Raw genomic sequence first — 17,791 nt, forward strand, 5'->3', positions numbered from 1 at the left:
CCGACGGAGGGGTACCGGTGGTTCGCGGTGTGTGTGGAGTCGCTCACAACAAGCCACGATGGCGTTCTTTGTCCGCATCTCACAGCAGGCCCGCAGGGCGTATGACCAGTACGGTCTTGAGTATGACGACTTCTGCAGCAACTCCCACCGGGTCCGAAGGCGCCATAACGGACGGCACCGTCACGGACCGCCTCGTCGAGGCCAACGAACGCTACGCCGCCGCGTTCAGCGACCCGGGCATGGACGCCCGGCCCGTCCTGCGCGTCGCGGTCGTGGCCTGTATGGACGCCCGTCTCGACCTGCACCAGGCCCTCGGCCTGCAGCTCGGCGACTGTCACACCATCCGCAACGCGGGCGGCGTCGTCACCGACGACGTGATCCGCTCGCTGACCATCAGCCAGCGGGCCCTCGGCACCCGCAGCGTCGTGCTGATCCACCACACCGGGTGCGGCATGGAGACCATCACCGAGGACTTCCGACACGACCTGGAGCTGGAGGTGGGCCAGCGCCCCTCCTGGGCCGTGGAGGCCTTCCGGGACGTCGACCAGGACGTGCGGCAGTCGATGCAGCGCGTGCGCACCTCGCCGTTCCTGCTGCACACCGAGGACGTGCGTGGTTTCGTCTTCGATGTCAAGACCGGCCGACTGCGCGAGATCGACCCCGCCTGACGGACTCGCCGGCCCGCCGCGCAACCCCCGCGCCGCGCAGGCGTTTTCGTCGCACGGCATCGAAAACGGCAGTCGAAATGGCCGTAAGACCGACATCGTGCGGGCAGTTGTCCACAGTCGAGTGACACGAATCGGTAACGGCAGCAAGAATGCGGGTGTGGCATCACGCGGAACTGTTCCCGCGTGGTGTCCGTGTTTCGGGGTGGGCCGGTTTCGCATCGCAGAGCGTCGGCCCGGAAAGAACGGGCCGAGGAGGGCCGGGTGTCGACCTATGACGATCCAGCGAGCCATGGAGGTGCCCCCGCCCGAGCGTATTCGAGGGTGGGGGATGATCTGACCGCCACGGTGGAACGGGTGCGCGGTTCGGTGGAGAGCGTGATCGAGGGCAAGCCCGAGGTCGTACGGCTGGCGCTCACCGTGCTGCTCGCCGAGGGCCACCTGCTGATCGAGGACGTCCCCGGGGTGGGCAAGACGATGCTCGCCAAGGCGCTGGCACGGTCCATCGACTGCTCGGTGCGGCGCATCCAGTTCACGCCCGACCTGCTGCCCTCGGACATCACGGGCGTGTCCATCTGGGACCAGCAGCGCCGGGACTTCGAGTTCAAGCCGGGCGCCATCTTCGCGCAGATCGTGATCGGCGACGAGATCAACCGCGCCTCGCCCAAGACGCAGTCCGCGCTGCTGGAGTCCATGGAGGAGCGGCAGGTCACCATCGACGGGCAGACCTACGAACTGCCCAGCCCCTTCATGGTGGTGGCCACGCAGAACCCGGTCGAGATGGAGGGCACCTACCCGCTGCCCGAGGCCCAGCGCGACCGCTTCATGGCCCGTGTCTCGGTCGGCTACCCGAGCGTCGAGGCCGAGCTGCGGATGCTCGACGTCCACGGCGGCGTCAGCCCGCTGGAGGACCTGCAACCGGTGGCCCACGCGCACGAGATCGTGAAGCTCGTCGAGGCGGTGCGCGGCGTGCACGTCTCCGAGGCGGTCCGGCGGTACGCGGTCGAACTGGTCGCGGCCACGCGCACCCATCCCGACCTCAGACTGGGCGCCTCCCCGCGCGCGACGCTGCATCTGCTGCGTGCGGCGAAGGCGTCCGCGGCCCTCGCCGGCCGGGAGTACGCGCTGCCGGACGACGTCCAGGCCCTGGCCGTCGCCGTCCTCGCCCATCGCCTGCTGCCCACCGCCCAGGCCCAGCTCAACCGCCGTACGGCCGAACAGGTGGTGCTGGAGATTTTGCAGCACACCCCGGTGCCCGCGACGCCCGGGCAGCAGAGCGGCTTCGGCGGGCTCGGCCGGACGCTGCCGGCCCATCCCCGGCAGCCCCCGCGGAGTCTGTGATGAGCGCCGGGGGGACCGGGCAGGTGGAGGCCGATCGCGGGGAGGCGAGCGGCGTCCGTACGGCCCTGTCGGGGCTCACCACCCGCGGCCGCTCCTTCCTGGCGGCCGGGATCGCCGCCGCGATCTGCGCGTACGTGCTGGGCCAGAGCGACCTGCTGCGGGTGGGCCTGCTGCTGGCCGTGCTGCCGCTGATCTGCGCGACCGTGCTGTACCGCACGCGCTACCGGGTGGCCGCCGGCCGCCGGCTCTCCCCCGCGCGCGTGCCGGCCGGCAGCGAGGCCCGGGTGCACCTGCGCATGGACAACGTCTCCCGGCTGCCCACCGGACTGCTGATGCTCCAGGACCGGGTGCCCTACGTCCTCGGGCCGCGCCCCAGGTTCGTGCTGGACCGGGTGGAGCCGGGCGGCCGCCGCGAGGTGTCCTACCGGGTCCGCTCCGACCTGCGCGGCCGCTATCCGCTGGGCCCGCTGCAGCTGCGGCTCACGGACCCCTTCGGGATGTGCGAACTGACCCGCTCCTTCTCCACGCACGACACACTGACCGTCATCCCGCGCGTGGAGCCGCTGGCACCGGTCCGCTTCAGCGGCGAGGCCAAGGGCTACGGCGACGGGCGGCAGCGCTCCCTGGCCCTCGCGGGCGAGGACGACGTGATCCCGCGCGGGTACCGCTACGGCGACGACCTGCGCCGGGTGCACTGGCGGTCCACCGCGCGCTACGGCGAGCTGATGGTGCGCCGCGAGGAGCAGCCCCGGCGCTCCCGCTGCACCGTGCTGCTGGACACCCGGGGCGGCGCCTACGAGGGCGCGGGCCCCGACTCGGCCTTCGAGTGGGCCGTCGCGGGCACCGCGTCGGTCCTGGTGCACATGCTCGAACGCGGCTTCTCGGTCCGTCTGCTGACGGACGGTGGGAGCTCGGTGCCCGGCGAGGGCGCCGACGGGTTCGCGGGCGCCGGGCAGGAGACAGCGGACGCGGCCGGGCTGATGATGGACACCCTCGCGGTGATCGACCACTCCGACGGCACGGGCCTGTCCCGGGCGTACGACGTGCTGCGCGGCGGCAACGAGGGGCTGCTGGTCGCCTTCCTCGGCGACCTGGACGAGGAGCAGGCCGCCACGGTCGCCAAGATGAGCCGGCGCAGCGGCGGTGCCGTCGCCTTCGTCCTGGACCCGGACACCTGGGTGCGCGAGGCGAGCGACGTGCCGCGGCCGGGCGACCGGCACGCGGAGCGGCTGCGCATGCTGCGCGAGGCGGGCTGGACGGCGCTGAGCGTGCCGCGCGGCGCCGCACTGGACGAGCTGTGGCGACAGGCCGACCGGGAACGCTCGGGGCTGACCGCCGTGAGCGGGGAGGCACTGGGATGAGCGGGCGGGCACGACTGACCCTGTGCGCCGCCGCGGCCACGCTGATGACCTCGTGCGCGCTGCTGCCGCTGGTGGCCGAGCCGAGCTGGCTGCTGCAACTGGTCCCGCTGGTGGCCGTGCAGACCGGGGCGGGCGCGGCGGCCCGGCGGGTGCCGCTGGCCCGGCCGCTGACGGTGGCGGCGCAGGCGCTGGTCACCCTGGTGCTGCTGACGCTGGTCTTCGCCCGGGAGCACGCGGTGCTCGGGCTGATCCCCGGCCCGGACGGCTTCCGGTACTTCGCCGACCTGCTCCGGCAGGGCTCGGACGACGTCAGTCAGTACGCGATACCGGCGCCGCTCACCGACGGCATCAAGCTGCTGCTGATCGGCGGCGTGCTGCTGATCGGCCTGCTGGTGGACGCGCTCGCGGTGACCTTCCGCAGCGCGGCCCCGGCCGGGCTGCCGCTGCTCGCGCTGTACTCGGTGGCCGCGGGGCTGTCCGACGGCGGGGCCGACTGGCTGTGGTTCCTGGTGGCGGCGGCCGGCTATCTGATGCTGCTGCTCGCGGAGGGCCGGGACCGGCTCGCCCAGTGGGGCCGGGTCTTCGGCGGCGCGCCCCGCTCCCAGGGCTCCCCGGAGCCCGGCGTCGCGGCCCCCGTGCGCACCGGACGCCGGATCGGCGCGGTCGCGCTGGGTGTGGCCCTGGTGGTGCCACTGGCGCTGCCCGCGATGCAGGGCGGGCTGCTGGACGCCGCCGGCACCGGCGTGGGGGTGGGCAACGGCAACGGGGGCACGATCTCGGCGGTCAACCCACTGGTGTCCCTGCGCGACAGCCTGAACACGGACAACGACCGCCAGGTGCTGTCGCTCAGGACGAGCACGAACGACATCTCGGACCTGTACCTGCGGATCGTCTCCCTGGACGACTTCGACGGCACCACCTGGAAACCGGCCCAGCGGCACATCGTCGGGGTGCCGGACGTGTTCCCCACGCCCACCGGCCTGGGCCCGGACATCAAGCGCGGCAAGGTCAGGACGACGGTCACGGCGGCGGACTGGTACGCCCAGGACTGGCTGCCGATGCCCTATCCGCCGAGCAGTGTGAAGATCAGCGGCCGCTGGCGGTACGAGCCCGTCGGCATGACGCTCGTCGGTGACCACGGCCAGACCACGCGCGGTGCGACCTACCAGGTGACCAGCCTGGCCGTGCGGCCGACCGCGGAGCAGCTGGCCGCCGCGCCCCAGCCGCCGGCGGCCCTGAGGCGCGAGTACACCGAGGTGCCGTCCTCGCTGCCGAAGGTGGTGGCCCGCACCGCCAAGGAGATCACCTCGGGCGCCACGAGCCACTACGAGCAGGCCGTCCGGCTCCAGGACTACTTCGCCGTCAACGGCGGCTTCCAGTACGACACCCAGGTGGAGGTGGGCCGCGGTCCGAACGCCATCGCCACCTTCCTGGAGAAGAAGCAGGGCTTCTGCGTCCACTTCTCCTTCACGATGGCGGCGATGGCCCGCACCCTGGGCATCCCGGCCCGGGTCGCGGTGGGCTTCGCGCCGGGCACCCCGCAGGCCGACGGCACGGTCGCGGTGAACCAGCGGGACGCGCACGCCTGGCCGGAGCTGTACTTCGAGGGTGTGGGCTGGACCCGCTTCGAGCCGACGCCCACCCGCGGCACCACGCCGTCGTACACCCGGTCGGACACGCCCGGCACCGCGCTGCCGGAGGAGGCTCTGCCGTCCAAGAACGCGTCCTCGGCACCCTCGGCGGAGGCCTCGCCCAGCGAGAGCTGCACCAGCGAGCTGCGCAAGCTGCAGGCCTGCGACAGCCCGTCGGCCGCGGCGGCCCCGCACAGCGGGAGCGGCGGTACGGGGCCGTGGTGGTACGTGCTGATCGGGCTGGGCGTGCTGGTCGTGCCGGCCGTTCCGCTGTCGCCGCTGCTGTGGCGTACGCGGGTGCGGTCGCTGCGGCTGGGCGCGCACCCGCGGACCGCGGAGGGTGCGGCGGCGCACACCCTGGCCGTCTGGCAGGAGCTGACGGACAGCGCCTGGGACCACGGCATCCCGCCGGACGAGTCGCTGACCCCGCGCGGGGCGGCCGCCCGGATCGTCCGGCTCGGGCAGCTGGATCCGGCGGCCGGGGCCGCGGTGCACCGGGTGGCGGACGCGGTGGAGCAGGTGCTGTACGCGCCGCGGCCGCGGCCGGCGGCGGGGGCGGCACAGGACGTGCGCCGGGTGATCGAGGCGCTGCACGGCAGCGTCGGCACCGGGACGCGGCTGCGGGCGCGGTTCCTGCCCCGTTCGGCTGCGCGGGTGCTGTGGTCGGCTTCGGCCCGCTGGTCGGCGCTCACGGCCCGGGCCGCGGCGGCCCGGCCGGCGCTGCGGCGACCGTCGGGGCAACAGAGCTGAGACAGGTGTGAGGGGTGACCACCGGCTGGTGGTCACCCCTCACGAGGTCTGCTGTTGTCGGCCGGAGGACCGCGGTGCGGTCAGTGGCCCTGTTCGTCCCGGCGGCGCTGCCATCGCTGCTCGATCCGGTCCATCATGGAGCGCTTCGGCCGTACCGGGCGGCGAGCCACGCCGACGGGCTGTTCGCCCGGCTTCGGGGCCTTGCGCCAGCCGGTGACGGCGAGTACGGCACAGCCCAGCATGACGAGGAAACCCACCACGCTGACCCAGATCAGCTGCGCGACCATTCCGGCCATGAGGAGCGCGATACCCACGAGGAAGCCTGCGACCGCCTGGTAGACCCGCCGCCGGGTGTACGTACGCAGCCCGCTTCCCTCGAGCGCCGACGCGAACTTGGGATCTTCGGCGTACAGCGCTCGCTCCATCTGCTCGAGCATGCGCTGCTCGTGCTCCGAGAGCGGCACGGAGTCCTCCTCATCGTGCAGTCGCCGGGGCGACCCGGGGGTCCCTTCAGGATAGGCAGGGAATCACCCCCGTGAAACCCGCCCCTCTGCGCCAATCGGCCAACCGGAATCCGTCATGGCCGACCCGGCTCGCTGAGGCTTCCATTCCCCGGCGGCCGACCCGTCATGCCGGGTGGTGCACCTCGATCATACGGCGCAAACCCCTCGAACGGGGGGCTTGTGGCGTACTCCATCCGCCGCCGAGCCCCTGATCAGCGGCAGGTCCCGGCGGTGCGCTCACGCCTCGGCGGCACCGGGCGTCTCGCCGAGCACGTGCAACTGGGTCGCCACGGAGTGGAAGGCGGGCAACTCGGCCGCCGCGGCCTCCAGCTTGAGCAGCGCGTCGAGGGCGCCGGGCTCGGTGTCCACCAGGACGCCGGGCACGAGGTCGGCGAAGACCCGCACGCCGTGCACGGCGCCGACCTTCAGGCCCGCGCCCTCGACCAGCGCGGTGAGCTGCTCGGCGGTGAAGCGGCGCGGCATCGGGTCGCCGGTGCCCCAGCGGCCGTCGGGGTCCTGGAGGGCCTGGCCGGCCTCCTTGAAGTGGCCGGCGAGGGCGCGGGCGAGCACGGCACCGCCGAGACCGGCCGCGAGCAGGCTGAGGACGCCTTCGGAGCGCAGCGCGGCGACGGCGTTGCGGACGCCCTCGGCCGGGTCGTCCACGTACTCCAGGACGCCGTGGCACAGCACGGCGTCGTAGCCGCCGCGCTCGACCACGTCGAACAGTCCGTGGGCGTCGCCCTGGACGCCCTTGACCCGGTCGGCGACGCCGGCCTCGGCGGCGCGGCGCTCCAGCGCGAACAGCGCGTTGGGACTGGGGTCGACGACGGTGACGCGGTGGCCGAGGCGGGCGACGGGCACGGCGAAGTTGCCGCTGCCGCCTCCGGTGTCGAGGACGTCCAGCGACTCCCGTCCCGTGGCCTTGACCCGGCGGTCGAGGGCGTCCTGGAGGACCTCCCAGACCACGGCGGTACGGAGAGAGGCGCGGGGGCGCATCGGGTCCGACACGGCAGTTGACTCCTCGGCGCGGCACCGCCTGTTGCCGGCGGCGTGAACGGGATGCCTCCCCGGTCCGGATGCGGGAGGCGGGAAGGCTCAGGCGCTGTCCACCCTATTGCCTCCGGCGCCGTACCCGGTCATCGCGGCGGCGTACGCCCGGGTCCGTCTCGCACGCCGGACGAACCGGTGGTCAGCCCGCGTCCGGGAGGCCGCTCGGCGTTCTCGGGCCGTCCGGTTCGTCGCCGTCGCGGCGGGGCTGGGGCAGGACCGGCTGGAGGACCAGCATGCGCTCCACGAGGCGGATGAACATCGCCACGTCGCGTATGAGGTCGTCGGCGTCCCGCTGTCCGGCCGCCCCCTGGATGCCGGCCTCGGCCCGGGCCCGGCGGGCGGCACCGGAGGCGAACAAGGCGCTCCACTCGGCCAGCTCGGGGGCGATCTCGGGCAGCACCTCCCAGGCGCTGCGGATCCGGGCCCGGCGGCGCGGGGAGGTCTCGGGGCGGCCCCGGGAGGCGAGCACGGCGGCGGCGGTGCGCAGGGCCGCGAGGTGGGCCGTCGCGTAGCGCTCGTTCGGCGTTTCGAGGACGGTGGCCTCCTCCAGTCCGGCCCGGGCCTGGGCGAGCAGGTCGAGGGCGGCGGGTGGGGCCGTGGCCCGGCGGAGCACGGGGTGCACATCGCTCGCCGGGCCGGTCAGTGAGGGGGCAGGGCCGGTGGCGCGGCGCCGACGGGCGGCGGCTGCGGACGAGTTGGCCATGACGAACCTCCTGTCGTCTGGGTGACGGCACGGGTGCCGTATGTGCCCATCGTGAGGTATGGCACTGACAATCCGTTCTGACCTGCGCTTTTGCCTCGATCGAAGGTTCGGGCGTATTTTTGCACTGACCAGTCAGTTCAAATTTGGCAGGAGGGGGCTCGTGGACGGCGTGGACGTCACGGCCGAAGGCCTCGGACTCAAAGGGCCACGGGGGTGGGCCTTCCGTGGCATCACCCTCGACGCGGAGCCCGGCTCACTGATCGCGATCGAGGGACCGTCCGGCTCCGGCCGTACGTCTTTGCTGCTCGCGCTCACGGGACGGATGAAGCCCACCGAAGGAGTGGCCGCGGTGGGCGGGTTCAAACTTCCCCGGAACATGGCGGCGTTGCGCCGCGTCGGCGCCGTGGCCAACGTGGCCGGCGTGACCGACCTGGAGCCGGCCCTGACCGTAGGGGAGCACCTGCGCGAACGGTCCCTGCTGGAGCGCCGGTTCGGTGCCTCCCTGCGCGAGGTGCTGCTGCCTCGCGCAGGGCGCGCGCACGAGGCGCGGCTGCGGGCCGACGCGGCCCTCGCCGCCGCCGGACTCGACCTCGACACGCTGCCCAAGGGCTCCCGGACGGCCGTGCGCGACCTGGAGCGGCTCCAGGAGCTGCGCCTGTCCGTGGCCCTGGCCCTCGTGGGCCGGCCCCGGTTGCTCGGTGTCGACGACATCGACATGAAGCTCTCGGACGCCGAACGCGCCGAGGTGTGGGACCTGTTGCGGTCCCTCACGCGCGCGGGAACGACGGTGGTGGCCGTGTGCCGCACCGCGCCCGGGGACTGCGTGACCGTCTCGACGGAACGGCGGGACGCCGGCCGGGAGGACACCCGGCAGACGGACACCGAGCGGGCCGGCACCGAGGCGGACACCACGCCGGCCGAGCGGAAGGAGGACGCCGGTGATGCGCTCACCGAGGCTGGCCGCGCTTGAGCTGAGGCGCTTCGGGCGCGGGAGGCTGCCGCGCGCCGCCCTGGTCGCACTGCTCGTGCTGCCCCTGCTCTACGGCGCGCTGTACCTGTGGTCGTTCTGGGACCCGTACGGCCGGCTGGACCGCATCCCGGTGGCCCTGGTCAACGACGACAAGGGCGCCACGGCGGCCGGGAAGAAGGTCACCGCCGGCGACGACATCGTCGACGGGCTGCGCGACAGCCGGACCTTCGAGTGGCACGAGGTGAGCGACGAGGAGGCCCGCGCGGGCGTCGAGGACGGCACCTACTATCTGTCGCTGACCATGCCGGCCGACTTCAGCAGGCGCGTCGCGTCCAGTTCGGGCGACTCCCCCGAGACCGGTGCCCTCCGGGTGCGCACCAACGACGCGAACAACTACATCGTCGGCCAGATCTCCCGCACCGTCTTCAACGAGGTGCGCTCGGCCGCGTCCACGAAGGCCTCCCGGACGTTCCTGGACAGGATCTTCGTGTCGTTCTCCGACATCCACGACAAGACCGTCACGGCCGCCAAGGGCGCCGACAAGCTGAACAGCGGCATCGGGAAGGCGGAGAAGGGCTCCAAGGACCTCGCCGACGGGCTGAAGGACGCCAAGAGCGGCAGCGGCAAGCTGGCCAAGGGCCTGAAGAAGCTCGACACGGGCGCCGCAGACCTCGAGGACGGTTCGCGGCAGGTCGCCGACGGCACCCAGACGCTCGCCGACAAGGTCAACGGCGTCCACGCCAAGGCGGGCCCGTTCCTGAGGAGCAACGAGAAGACCATCGGGGACACGGCCGAGCTGGTGGCCGACTCGGCCAAGGCGGTCGAGGACAACCTCGACGTGCTGGTGAAGCTCGCGCCCGGCGCCGCCAAGACCGCCCACGCCTCCTCCGCCGTCCTCGACGAGGTCTACCAGGCGCGCTGCGAGGCCGCGACCGTCCCCGACCCGGCCTGCCCGGAACTGAAGCGGGCCAAGAAGGCCGCCGCCGAGGTGGCCACCGTCGCCGACGACCTCAACACGCTGATCGCGGACCAGAACGGCGACCTGAGGACGATGCGGGACAACCTCGGCACGCTGCGGAAGCAGGCCAAGGCCCTCCACGAGCGCGCACCGCACCTCGCGGAGGACCTGGACGACGCCGTCAAGAAGATCAACAAGCTGAACACCGGCGCGCACAAGGTCGCCGACGGAGCCGAGAAGCTGCACACCGGCCTCGGCACCGCCCGCACCGGCGCGGTCGAGCTCGACAAGGGGATCGGCACCGCCGAGTCGGGCGCCCAGACCCTGAACGGCGGCCTGTACAAGCTCTCCGACGGCTCCGGGAAGCTGGCCGGCGGGCTGCACGACGGCGCGAAGAAGATCCCCGACTACGACAAGCAGGACCGCGACCGGCGCACCGGCGTGATGGCCGACCCGGTCCAGCTGGCCTCCCGGGACCTGCACCGGGCGCCGAACTACGGCACCGGGTTCGCCCCGTACTTCATCCCGCTGTCGCTGTGGGTGGGCGCGATGGTGGCCTACATGCTGATCCCGCCGCTCAACCGGCGCGCCCTGTCGGCCGGTTCCTCCGCCTGGCGGATCGCCCTGGCCGGCTGGCTGCCGGTGGTGGCGCTGGGCGTGCTGCAGGTGGCCGCCCTGATGGCCGTCCTGCACTGGGCGATCGGGTTGCAGATGCTGCGCGCGGCGGGCACGATCGGCTTCCTGTTCCTGGTCGCGGCCTGTTTCGCGGCGATCGTGCAGTGGCTGAACGCCCGCTTCGGCGCGGCCGGCCGGATCCTGGTCCTCGCCCTGCTGATGCTCCAGCTGACCTCGGCGGGCGGCACGTACCCCGTGCAGACCAGCCCGGGCTTCTTCAACGCGATCCACCCGTTCCTGCCGATGAGCTACATCGTGGAGGCGCTGCGCCGGCTCATCACGGGCGGCGGGCTCGGCCCGGTCTGGCAGGCGTGCGGCGTGCTCACCGCGTTCACCGCCGGCGCCCTGGCGCTCACCGCCCTCGCGGCCCGGCGCCGCCAGGTGTGGACGCTGGACCGGTTGCACCCGGAGCTGAGCCTGTGATCCCCGCGGGGCCTCGGCACGCGCGCGTACCTGTGACAATCGGGGCCATGGAAAGCAGCAGCGCCAGGTCCGGCGGCAGCACGCGCCGCGAGGCCACCCGGCAGAAGCTCTACGAGGCGGCCGTCACGCTCATCGCCGAGCAGGGGTTCTCCGCGACCACGGTGGACGAGATCGCCGAGCGGGCCGGGGTCGCGAAGGGCACCGTCTACTACAACTTCGCGAGCAAGTCGGTCCTCTTCGAGGAGTTGCTGAGGCATGGCGTGGGCCTGCTCACCGCCTCCCTGAAGGAGGCCGCCGAGGGGACGGCACGTGAGGGCGGCAGCAAAGTGGACGCGCTGGACGCGATGATCCGCGCGGGTCTGGTCTTCATCGACCGCTACCCGGCCTTCACCCAGCTGTACGTCGCCGAGCTGTGGCGCACCAACCGGGCCTGGCAGTCCACCTTGATGGTGGTCCGGCAGGAGGCCGTCGCGGTGGTCGAGGGGGTGCTGCGCGAGGGTGTGGCCGCCGGCGAGTTCAGCGACGAGATCGACGTGCAGCTGACGGCCGCCGCGCTGGTCGGCATGGTCCTGGTGGCGGCGCTGGACTGGAAGTCGTTCCAGCCGGAGCGCTCCCTGGACGACGTCCACGCGGCCCTGTCGCGACTGCTCCAGGGCCGGGTCAGCGGCAAGGTCTGAGCCGCCCCGGGCACTGTCCGAACACGACACGGAAGGCGCCGGTCCGCTGCCGGACCGGCGCCTTCCCGTTCCCCCGTGACTCCCCCGTACGGGTTCCCCCGTGCGGACCCCCGTGGTGGTCTTCCCCGGGACCCCCGTGTCTCGCTTCCGCCGACGGATCGGCGGAAGGAGCGGCCGGTGGGCGGACGCCGTTCCGCCGCCCCGTGTCGGCGGTGCCGGGCCGCGCCCCCTGCCGTGCCTCCACTCTCCCCTCCCCGGGGACGGCGCCCCATCCGCGCCCGTACTCATCCGGGTGTCTAGGTACGCGTACTCAGCCGTCCGCGCGCGTGCCCACGACTGCGGCCCGCCGACTGGCTACGATCGCGTCCGTGTCCGTACTCCCCCTGGTCTTCACGAGCGGCTGGGCCAGCGGCGTCAACGCCTACGCGGTGGTGCTGCTGCTCGGCCTGTTCGGCGTGACGGGGGTGAGCGACGACGTCCCGCAGACGTTGCAGCGCCCGGAGGTGCTGATCGTCGCGGGCGTGCTGTTCCTGTGCGAGGCGGTCGCCGACAAGATCCCGTACGTCGACTCGGCGTGGGACTCCGTGCACACGGTGATCCGGCCGCTCGCGGGCGCCTGGGTGGGTGCCCTGCTCGCCGGGCAGAGCGGCTCCGTCTCCGATGTGGCGGCCGGGCTGCTGGGTGGTTCGACGGCACTGGCCAGTCACTCCGTCAAGGCCGGAACACGGATGGCGGTCAACACCTCGCCGGAGCCGTTCAGCAACGTCGCGCTGAGCCTGGCCGAGGACCTCGGGGTGGGTGCCGTCGTGTCGTTCGCGATGTTCCACCCGTGGGCGGCGGCGATCATCGCGGGTGTCCTGCTGGCCGGCGGGCTGCTGACCCTGCTGTTCCTGGTCTCCCGGATCCGGCGCTTCCTGCGCCGCCGGGCCCAGCGGCGGGAGGAGCGGCGCCTGGCGTCGCGGTCGCCCTGACCCGCGCCGCGGCCGCCCGCCGACCGCAATGTCGGTGGCGCTCGATAAAGTCGCGGGCATGGCACGGATTGCGGTGATCGGCGCCGGCATGGGCGCGATGGCGGCCGCTGCCCGGCTGGCCGTCGCGGGCCACCGGGTGGTGGTGTACGAGCGCACGGAGACGTACGGCGGTGCGCTGCGCCGGTTCGAGCGGGACGGGTTCGCCTTCGACACCGGCCCGGGACTGCTGACGCTGCCCGCCGTGTACCGCGATCTGTTCCTCAAGACCGGCAAGGAGCCGCTGGAGGACTGTGTCGAACTGGTCCAGGTCGACCCGGCCGCGCGGCACGTCTTCGCGGACGGCACCGACGTGTCCCTGCCGAACGCCTCGCGCGCGGGTGTGGTCGCGGCCCTGGACGAGGCGCTGGGCGCGGGGGCGGGCGAGCGCTGGGGCGACTTCCTGGTGCGGGCCCGGGAGGCCTGGGACCGCACCCGCCGGCCGCTGCTGGAGGAGCCGCTGTGGCCCGATTGGCAGGTGCTGGAGCAGAAGGAGCCGTATCCGGGCGTTCCGCACAAGCGGTTGTTGCGCACGAGGCGTGCGGTCACGCTGTCCGAGATCGGCAGATGGGAGCTGCGGGACCCACGGCTGGCACAACTGCTCGACGGCTACGCGCTCGCGTACGGCGTCGACCCCGGGGCCGCCCCGGCGAGCGCGGCCGTGCTGCCGTACATGGAGCACGCCTTCGGCAGCTGGTATGTGCGCGGCGGCATCCGGGAGTTGGCGCGCGCGGTGTACGAGCGGTGCCTGAGGCGACGGGTCGAGTTCGTCTTCGGCGCCGAGGTCAGCCGGGTCCTGGAGAAGGACGGCCGGGCGGCCGGGGTGGAGCTGGGCGACGGCACGGTGGCCGAGGCGGACTTCGTCGTCGGCACGGGGTCCTGGCGGCTGCGCGGACTGGTCGCGGGCAGGGAGCTGTACGGCGATCAGGACGTGCGCCCAACACCCGAGGACCGCTACCCGGGCCGGATGGTCGTGTGCCTGGCGCTGCGCGGCGCACGGGAGCCCGGCGCCACGCACCGCACGGTGGTGCACGCGGCCGACGGCGAGGGCGATCTGGACCTGATGCGGCACGGGGTGGTGCCCGACCTGCCGACCGTCGTCGTGGACCGGCCGGACGACCCGGCCCTGCGCCCGGCCGGGGAGCACGAGTCCGTGGTGCTGACGGCGACGGTGCCGTCGGCGACGGAGTACGACTGGGCCGCGCCGGGCGCCGCCGACGCCTTCGCGGACCGGCTGGTCGCCGCCGCCGAGCGGGCCGTGCCGGGACTGCGCGAGCGGGTGCTGTGGCGGGAGGTGCGCACGCCCCTGGACACCGAGCGGGAGACGGGCGCCACGGGCGGTGCGGTGCCGCCGCCCGCGCTGGCCGGGCCGGAGGGCGTGCTGCACCCGGCCAACTCCACGGGCCTGCCGGGCCTGTTCGCCGCGGGCGGCTGGTCCCACCCCGGCGGCGGCCTGCCGCACGCGGGCATGTCGGGGGCGCTGGTGGCCGGACTGATCGTGGAAGGACCGGAGTTCCGCGGCTCGCAGTGAGCTGAGACCTGGTCACGCCGGCGGCGTCGTCCTCCCGGAGTACCCGCGGCTCCCGGAGCTGGGCCGGCTCGCGGTGGTACCGGCCCCGGGGTGCGTCAGTAGCGGTACTGCTCGTCGTGATCGGCGCCGTGCTGCGGCTGCTGTCCGCCCGCCTGGTACGGGTACGGCTGCTCCTGCGGGAGTTCGCCGCCGTAGGTCTCGTCGGTGCGCTGCTGCGGCACCCACACCCCGCCGGCCGGGGTCTCGCCGTAGCCGCCGGTGGCGTACGGGTCCTGGGTGTAGCCGTGCTGGCCGTACTGCTGCTGCTCGTAGCCGGTGTCGTACCCGGTGCCGGCGTAGGACTGGGTGCCGATGTACGGGTCGGAGTAGTTGGCGTAGGCCTGCTGGCCGCCGGTGTCGTAGCCGTAGTTCTGCTGCCCGTAGCCCGAGTAGTCGTAGGCGTACTCCTGGTCGGCACCCTGGGGCTGGGCGGCGCCGGCGTACGCGGCGGTGTCGCCGTAGACGCCGTAGGAGCCGGTGTCCTCGGGGAGGGGCTGGGGCTCGTACACGGCGGTGCTCTCGGCGGCGGCCGGCTCGGGAGAGCGGGCCGGGGTGAAGACGTCGTCGCGGTCGTAGTCGTCGTCGCCGTAGGCGGGACGCTCGCGGCCGTACCCGGCGTCGTGGTCGTCGGCGCTCTCGCCTGCCTCCTGGCCGGGGACGTCCCGGGCCGGGTCCTGGCGCTCCGCCTTGCCACGGCGGCGCTTGCTGCCGCCGCCGGTCTCGGCGTCGGGGCGCTTGACCGCCCAGCCGGCGGCGAAGCCGCGGCGGAACGACAGCGTGACGTAGGTCTGCCCGATCGCGAAGGCGATCGCGCCCAGGCCGATCACGATGACGGACGGCATCAGCACGCCCAGCACGACACCGAGGAAGCCGCCGAAGGCGAGCAGCCGCCAGCGCAGGCGCGCCTTGTACTGCAGCAGCACCTCGCCGAGCAACCACAGTGCGACGACGCCGAACGCGATGTAGAGGACCGTCCAGCCCATGTACGCCCCTCTCCCAGTGACCGCTACGCAGTGTGTCGTATCGCGGTGCGGCCGGTCTAGGCCTGCGGGGGGTGGTGCAGGCCCAGGTTCTCGTAGATTTCCAGGGTCGCCGTGGAGTTGTTGAGCGTGATGAAGTGCAGTCCGGGCACTCCCTCGGCCAGCAGCCGCGCGCAGAACTCGGTGGCGAACTCGATACCGATGGAGCGTACCGCCGCCGGATCGTCCTTCGCTGCGAGGATCCGCTCTTTCAGGGCGTCCGGGAAGACGGCGTTGCTCAGCTTGGGCAACCGTTCCAGCATCTTCACGCTGGTCACGGGCAGCACCTCGGGGATGACCGGGGTGTCGCAGCCCGCGGCCACCACGCGGTCGCGCAGCCGCAGATACGACTCCGGCTGGAAGAACATCTGTGTGATGGCGTAGTCGGCGCCCGCACGGCACTTGGCCACGAAGTGGGCGACGTCGGTGTCCCAGTCCGTGGAGCGCGGGTGCATCTCCGGGAACGCGGCCACGCCCACGCAGAAGTCGCCCGACTCCTTGATGAGCCGGACGAGGTCGGCCGCGTAGGCCAGTCCACGGGGATGCGGCACCCAGTCGCCCATGGGGTCGCCGGGCGGGTCGCCGCGCACGGCGAGCATGTTGCGGATGCCGGCGTCCGCGTACTGGCCGATGATGTTGCGCAGTTCGGCGACGGAGTGGTCGACCGCCGTGAGGTGGGCGACCGGGGTGAGCGTGGTGTCGGCGACGATCTGCTGGGTCTCCTTGACCGTGCCCGCGCGGGTCGAGCCGCCGGCGCCGTAGGTCACGGAGACGAAGTCGGGGGCGACCGCCTCGACCCGCCGGAGCGCGCTCCACAGGTTCCGCTCACCCTTGGCGGTCTTCGGCGCCGAGAACTCGAACGAGTACGTCGTCTTGCCGGTGGCAAGGATGTCGCGCACGGTGCGTGCGCGATCAGTCCTGGTGGATGCGGTTCCGAGGGCCATACCCGCAGGTTAGCCAGGGGTGGGCGGTCCCCCAACCGGACAGCGGAAATTTGCCAGATTTGTCGACTTCCTGTCCAGCAGGTGGACAGGACGCCCCGGCGCGGGGCCGACCGGGCCGCTGCCGCAGCGGGACGACCGCTACCGGGCGTCCCGCAGCCGCTTGGCGAACTGTGCCGCCGCGGCGCCCGGGTCGTCCGCCTCGGTGATCGCGCGGACCACGACCACCCGGCGGGCGCCGGCGTCCAGCACCTCGTCCAGGTTGCCGAGGTCGATGCCGCCGATGGCGAACCAGGGGCGGTCGCTGCCGAGGCCGGCCGTGTGGCGGACCAGGTCGAGGCCGGGGGCGTGCCGACCGGGCTTGGTGGGGGTGGGCCAGCACGGGCCGGTGCAGAAGTAGTCCACGCCCTCCTGGACGGCGGCCGCGGCGGCCTCCGCCTCGGCGTGCGTGGAGCGGCCGATCAGGACGTCCTCGCCGAGGATCGCGCGGGCCGCGGGAACCGGCAGGTCGCCCTGGCCGAGGTGCAGCACGCCGGCGCCGGAGGCGTGGGCGACGTCCGCCCGGTCGTTGACCGCGAGCAGCTTGCCGTGCCGGGCGCAGGCGTCGGCGAAGATCCGCAGGTGCTCCAGCTCCTCGGCGGCCTCCATCCCCTTGTCGCGCAGCTGCACGATGTCGACACCGCCGGCCAGGACCGCGTCCAGGAACTCGGCGAGGTCGCCCTGGCGCTTGCGGGCGTCCGTGCAGAGGTACAGGCGGGCGTCGGCGAGCGCGGCGCGGGCGGTGTCGGGCATGCGTGGGTCCCCCCGGGGTCGGTGTGCCAGTGGTGCTACGGGTGGCGTGCGGGCTCGGGTCCGCACGCCACCCCCTGATGCGGTTCGCTCAGACGGCGAGCGCCTGGGCGCGGCGCTTCACCTCCGTGCCGCGATTCTCGCTCAGGGCCTGCGCGGGGGTGCCGGGCAGGGTCGGGTCGGGGGTGAAGAGCCACTCGATCATCTCTTCGACCGTGAAGCCGTCGTCCCGCAGGAGCGTCAGGGTCCCGGACAGGCCCTTGACGACCTTGTCCCCGTCGATGAAGGCGGCGGGGACGTGCAGCGCCCGGTTCTCACCTCGGCGTACGGCGATGAGCTGGCCCTCCTTGACCAGCTGCCGCACACGCGTCACCTCGACGCCGAGCTGTTCGGCGATGTCGGGGAGGGTGAGCCAGGCGGGGACGAGAGCATCGATCTTTGCGTCAATCTCGGTCACGGAACTAGCCTGCCATCCCCCACCGACAGTCGGAAGCCGAGGCACTCCGCTGGGGGTGCCGTGGGCTCCGCCGGGGTGCCGTGATACGGGCCCTACTGATCTTTTCGTAAGTTCGGTGGATGTGGTGGGCGGATGGTCAGGCCGGTATGGGCGAGGAATGACCATGGCAGTCGGGGGTTGGCGTTGATGCGGTGGATGCCTTGCTGGGTGGCGTCGGCGACATCGGCGAGGTGGTCGCCGGCGAGGTTGGCGAGTTCACGCTTCTTGAGCGAGGACCACAGCAGTTCCACCGGGTTCAGCT

General features: G+C 73.0%; 16 protein-coding genes and 1 pseudogene. 9 read left to right on the forward strand and 8 right to left on the reverse strand.

From position 1 onward, the window contains the following. The first annotated feature begins 122 nt into the window (after positions 1-122). From ACGFRF_RS19630 to ACGFRF_RS19645, 4 genes are all read left to right on the forward strand, one after another. Entirely contained in the window at positions 123-668 is a 546-nt protein-coding gene (locus tag ACGFRF_RS19630; protein WP_393741493.1) for a beta-class carbonic anhydrase, read from the forward strand. A 261-nt stretch (positions 669-929) separates the two neighbouring features. Next, positions 930-2,006 carry an AAA family ATPase gene (locus ACGFRF_RS19635; RefSeq protein WP_393741495.1) on the forward strand — a complete coding sequence of 359 codons (1,077 nt, stop codon included), beginning with the start codon at positions 930-932 and terminating at the stop codon, positions 2,004-2,006. Beyond that, positions 2,006-3,367: a DUF58 domain-containing protein gene (locus ACGFRF_RS19640; RefSeq protein ID WP_393741497.1), complete on the forward strand. Its 1,362-nt coding sequence runs from the start codon at positions 2,006-2,008 to the stop codon at positions 3,365-3,367. The genes ACGFRF_RS19635 and ACGFRF_RS19640 overlap by 1 nt, the downstream gene beginning before the upstream one ends. Continuing rightward, on the forward strand, positions 3,364-5,748 hold the full coding sequence (locus tag ACGFRF_RS19645; protein ID WP_393741499.1) for a DUF3488 and DUF4129 domain-containing transglutaminase family protein: 2,385 nt from the start codon (positions 3,364-3,366) through the stop codon (positions 5,746-5,748). Before ACGFRF_RS19640 ends, ACGFRF_RS19645 begins: the two co-directional genes overlap by 4 nt. 80 nt (positions 5,749-5,828) lie before the next feature. Here ACGFRF_RS19645 and ACGFRF_RS19650 read toward each other — a convergent pair whose 3' ends face one another. From ACGFRF_RS19650 to ACGFRF_RS19660, 3 genes are all read right to left on the reverse strand, one after another. Continuing rightward, positions 5,829-6,212: a DUF3040 domain-containing protein gene (locus ACGFRF_RS19650; RefSeq protein ID WP_393741500.1), complete on the reverse strand. Its 384-nt coding sequence runs from the start codon at positions 6,210-6,212 to the stop codon at positions 5,829-5,831. Positions 6,213-6,488: 276 nt separating this feature from the next. Then, on the reverse strand, positions 6,489-7,259 hold the full coding sequence (locus ACGFRF_RS19655) for a methyltransferase (RefSeq protein WP_393741502.1): 771 nt from the start codon (positions 7,257-7,259) through the stop codon (positions 6,489-6,491). A 181-nt stretch (positions 7,260-7,440) separates the two neighbouring features. Next, positions 7,441-8,004, reverse strand: a complete 564-nt coding sequence (locus tag ACGFRF_RS19660) for an SAV_6107 family HEPN domain-containing protein (protein ID WP_393741504.1) — start codon at positions 8,002-8,004, stop codon at positions 7,441-7,443. A 160-nt stretch (positions 8,005-8,164) separates the two neighbouring features. Here ACGFRF_RS19660 and ACGFRF_RS19665 point away from each other — a divergent pair, with 160 nt between their 5' ends. From ACGFRF_RS19665 to ACGFRF_RS19685, 5 genes are all read left to right on the forward strand, one after another. Then, entirely contained in the window at positions 8,165-8,974 is an 810-nt protein-coding gene (locus tag ACGFRF_RS19665; RefSeq protein WP_393741506.1) for an ATP-binding cassette domain-containing protein, read from the forward strand. Then, on the forward strand, positions 8,946-11,030 hold the full coding sequence (locus ACGFRF_RS19670; protein WP_393741508.1) for a YhgE/Pip family protein: 2,085 nt from the start codon (positions 8,946-8,948) through the stop codon (positions 11,028-11,030). The genes ACGFRF_RS19665 and ACGFRF_RS19670 overlap by 29 nt, the downstream gene beginning before the upstream one ends. Before the next feature lie 47 nt (positions 11,031-11,077). Next, positions 11,078-11,707 carry a TetR/AcrR family transcriptional regulator gene (locus tag ACGFRF_RS19675; protein WP_393741510.1) on the forward strand — a complete coding sequence of 210 codons (630 nt, stop codon included), beginning with the start codon at positions 11,078-11,080 and terminating at the stop codon, positions 11,705-11,707. 368 nt (positions 11,708-12,075) lie between these two features. Further along, positions 12,076-12,678, forward strand: coding sequence for a DUF4126 domain-containing protein (locus tag ACGFRF_RS19680; RefSeq protein WP_393741512.1), 603 nt, complete (start codon positions 12,076-12,078; stop codon positions 12,676-12,678). A 58-nt stretch (positions 12,679-12,736) separates the two neighbouring features. Continuing rightward, positions 12,737-14,245, forward strand: a complete 1,509-nt coding sequence (locus ACGFRF_RS19685; RefSeq protein ID WP_393741514.1) for a phytoene desaturase family protein — start codon at positions 12,737-12,739, stop codon at positions 14,243-14,245. A gap of 95 nt (positions 14,246-14,340) precedes the next feature. Here the strand turns inward: ACGFRF_RS19685 and ACGFRF_RS19690 are convergent, their stop codons facing one another. The 5 genes and pseudogenes from ACGFRF_RS19690 to ACGFRF_RS19710 all read right to left on the reverse strand — a co-directional run. Further along, complete coding sequence (locus ACGFRF_RS19690) at positions 14,341-15,267, reverse strand: hypothetical protein (protein ID WP_393741516.1); 927 nt, start codon at positions 15,265-15,267, stop codon at positions 14,341-14,343. A 56-nt stretch (positions 15,268-15,323) separates the two neighbouring features. Further along, positions 15,324-16,247 (reverse strand): methylenetetrahydrofolate reductase [NAD(P)H], encoded by a 924-nt coding sequence (gene metF / locus ACGFRF_RS19695; RefSeq protein ID WP_393741518.1) that lies wholly within the window; start codon positions 16,245-16,247, stop codon positions 15,324-15,326. A 138-nt stretch (positions 16,248-16,385) separates the two neighbouring features. Next, the gene (thiE, locus tag ACGFRF_RS19700) at positions 16,386-17,036 is read right to left on the reverse strand and encodes a thiamine phosphate synthase (RefSeq protein WP_393741520.1); all 651 of its coding nucleotides are present in this window, start codon (positions 17,034-17,036) and stop codon (positions 16,386-16,388) included. A gap of 88 nt (positions 17,037-17,124) precedes the next feature. Continuing rightward, positions 17,125-17,490, reverse strand: coding sequence for an Rv2175c family DNA-binding protein (locus tag ACGFRF_RS19705; RefSeq protein ID WP_055707421.1), 366 nt, complete (start codon positions 17,488-17,490; stop codon positions 17,125-17,127). A 92-nt stretch (positions 17,491-17,582) separates the two neighbouring features. Further along, positions 17,583-17,791 (reverse strand): annotated as a pseudogene (locus ACGFRF_RS19710) (transposase); the annotation flags it as partial.

Origin of the sequence: Streptomyces sp. NPDC048521, from assembly GCF_043199855.1 — a bacterium.
In the GTDB taxonomy this organism is placed as follows: Bacteria; Actinomycetota; Actinomycetes; order Streptomycetales; family Streptomycetaceae; genus Streptomyces.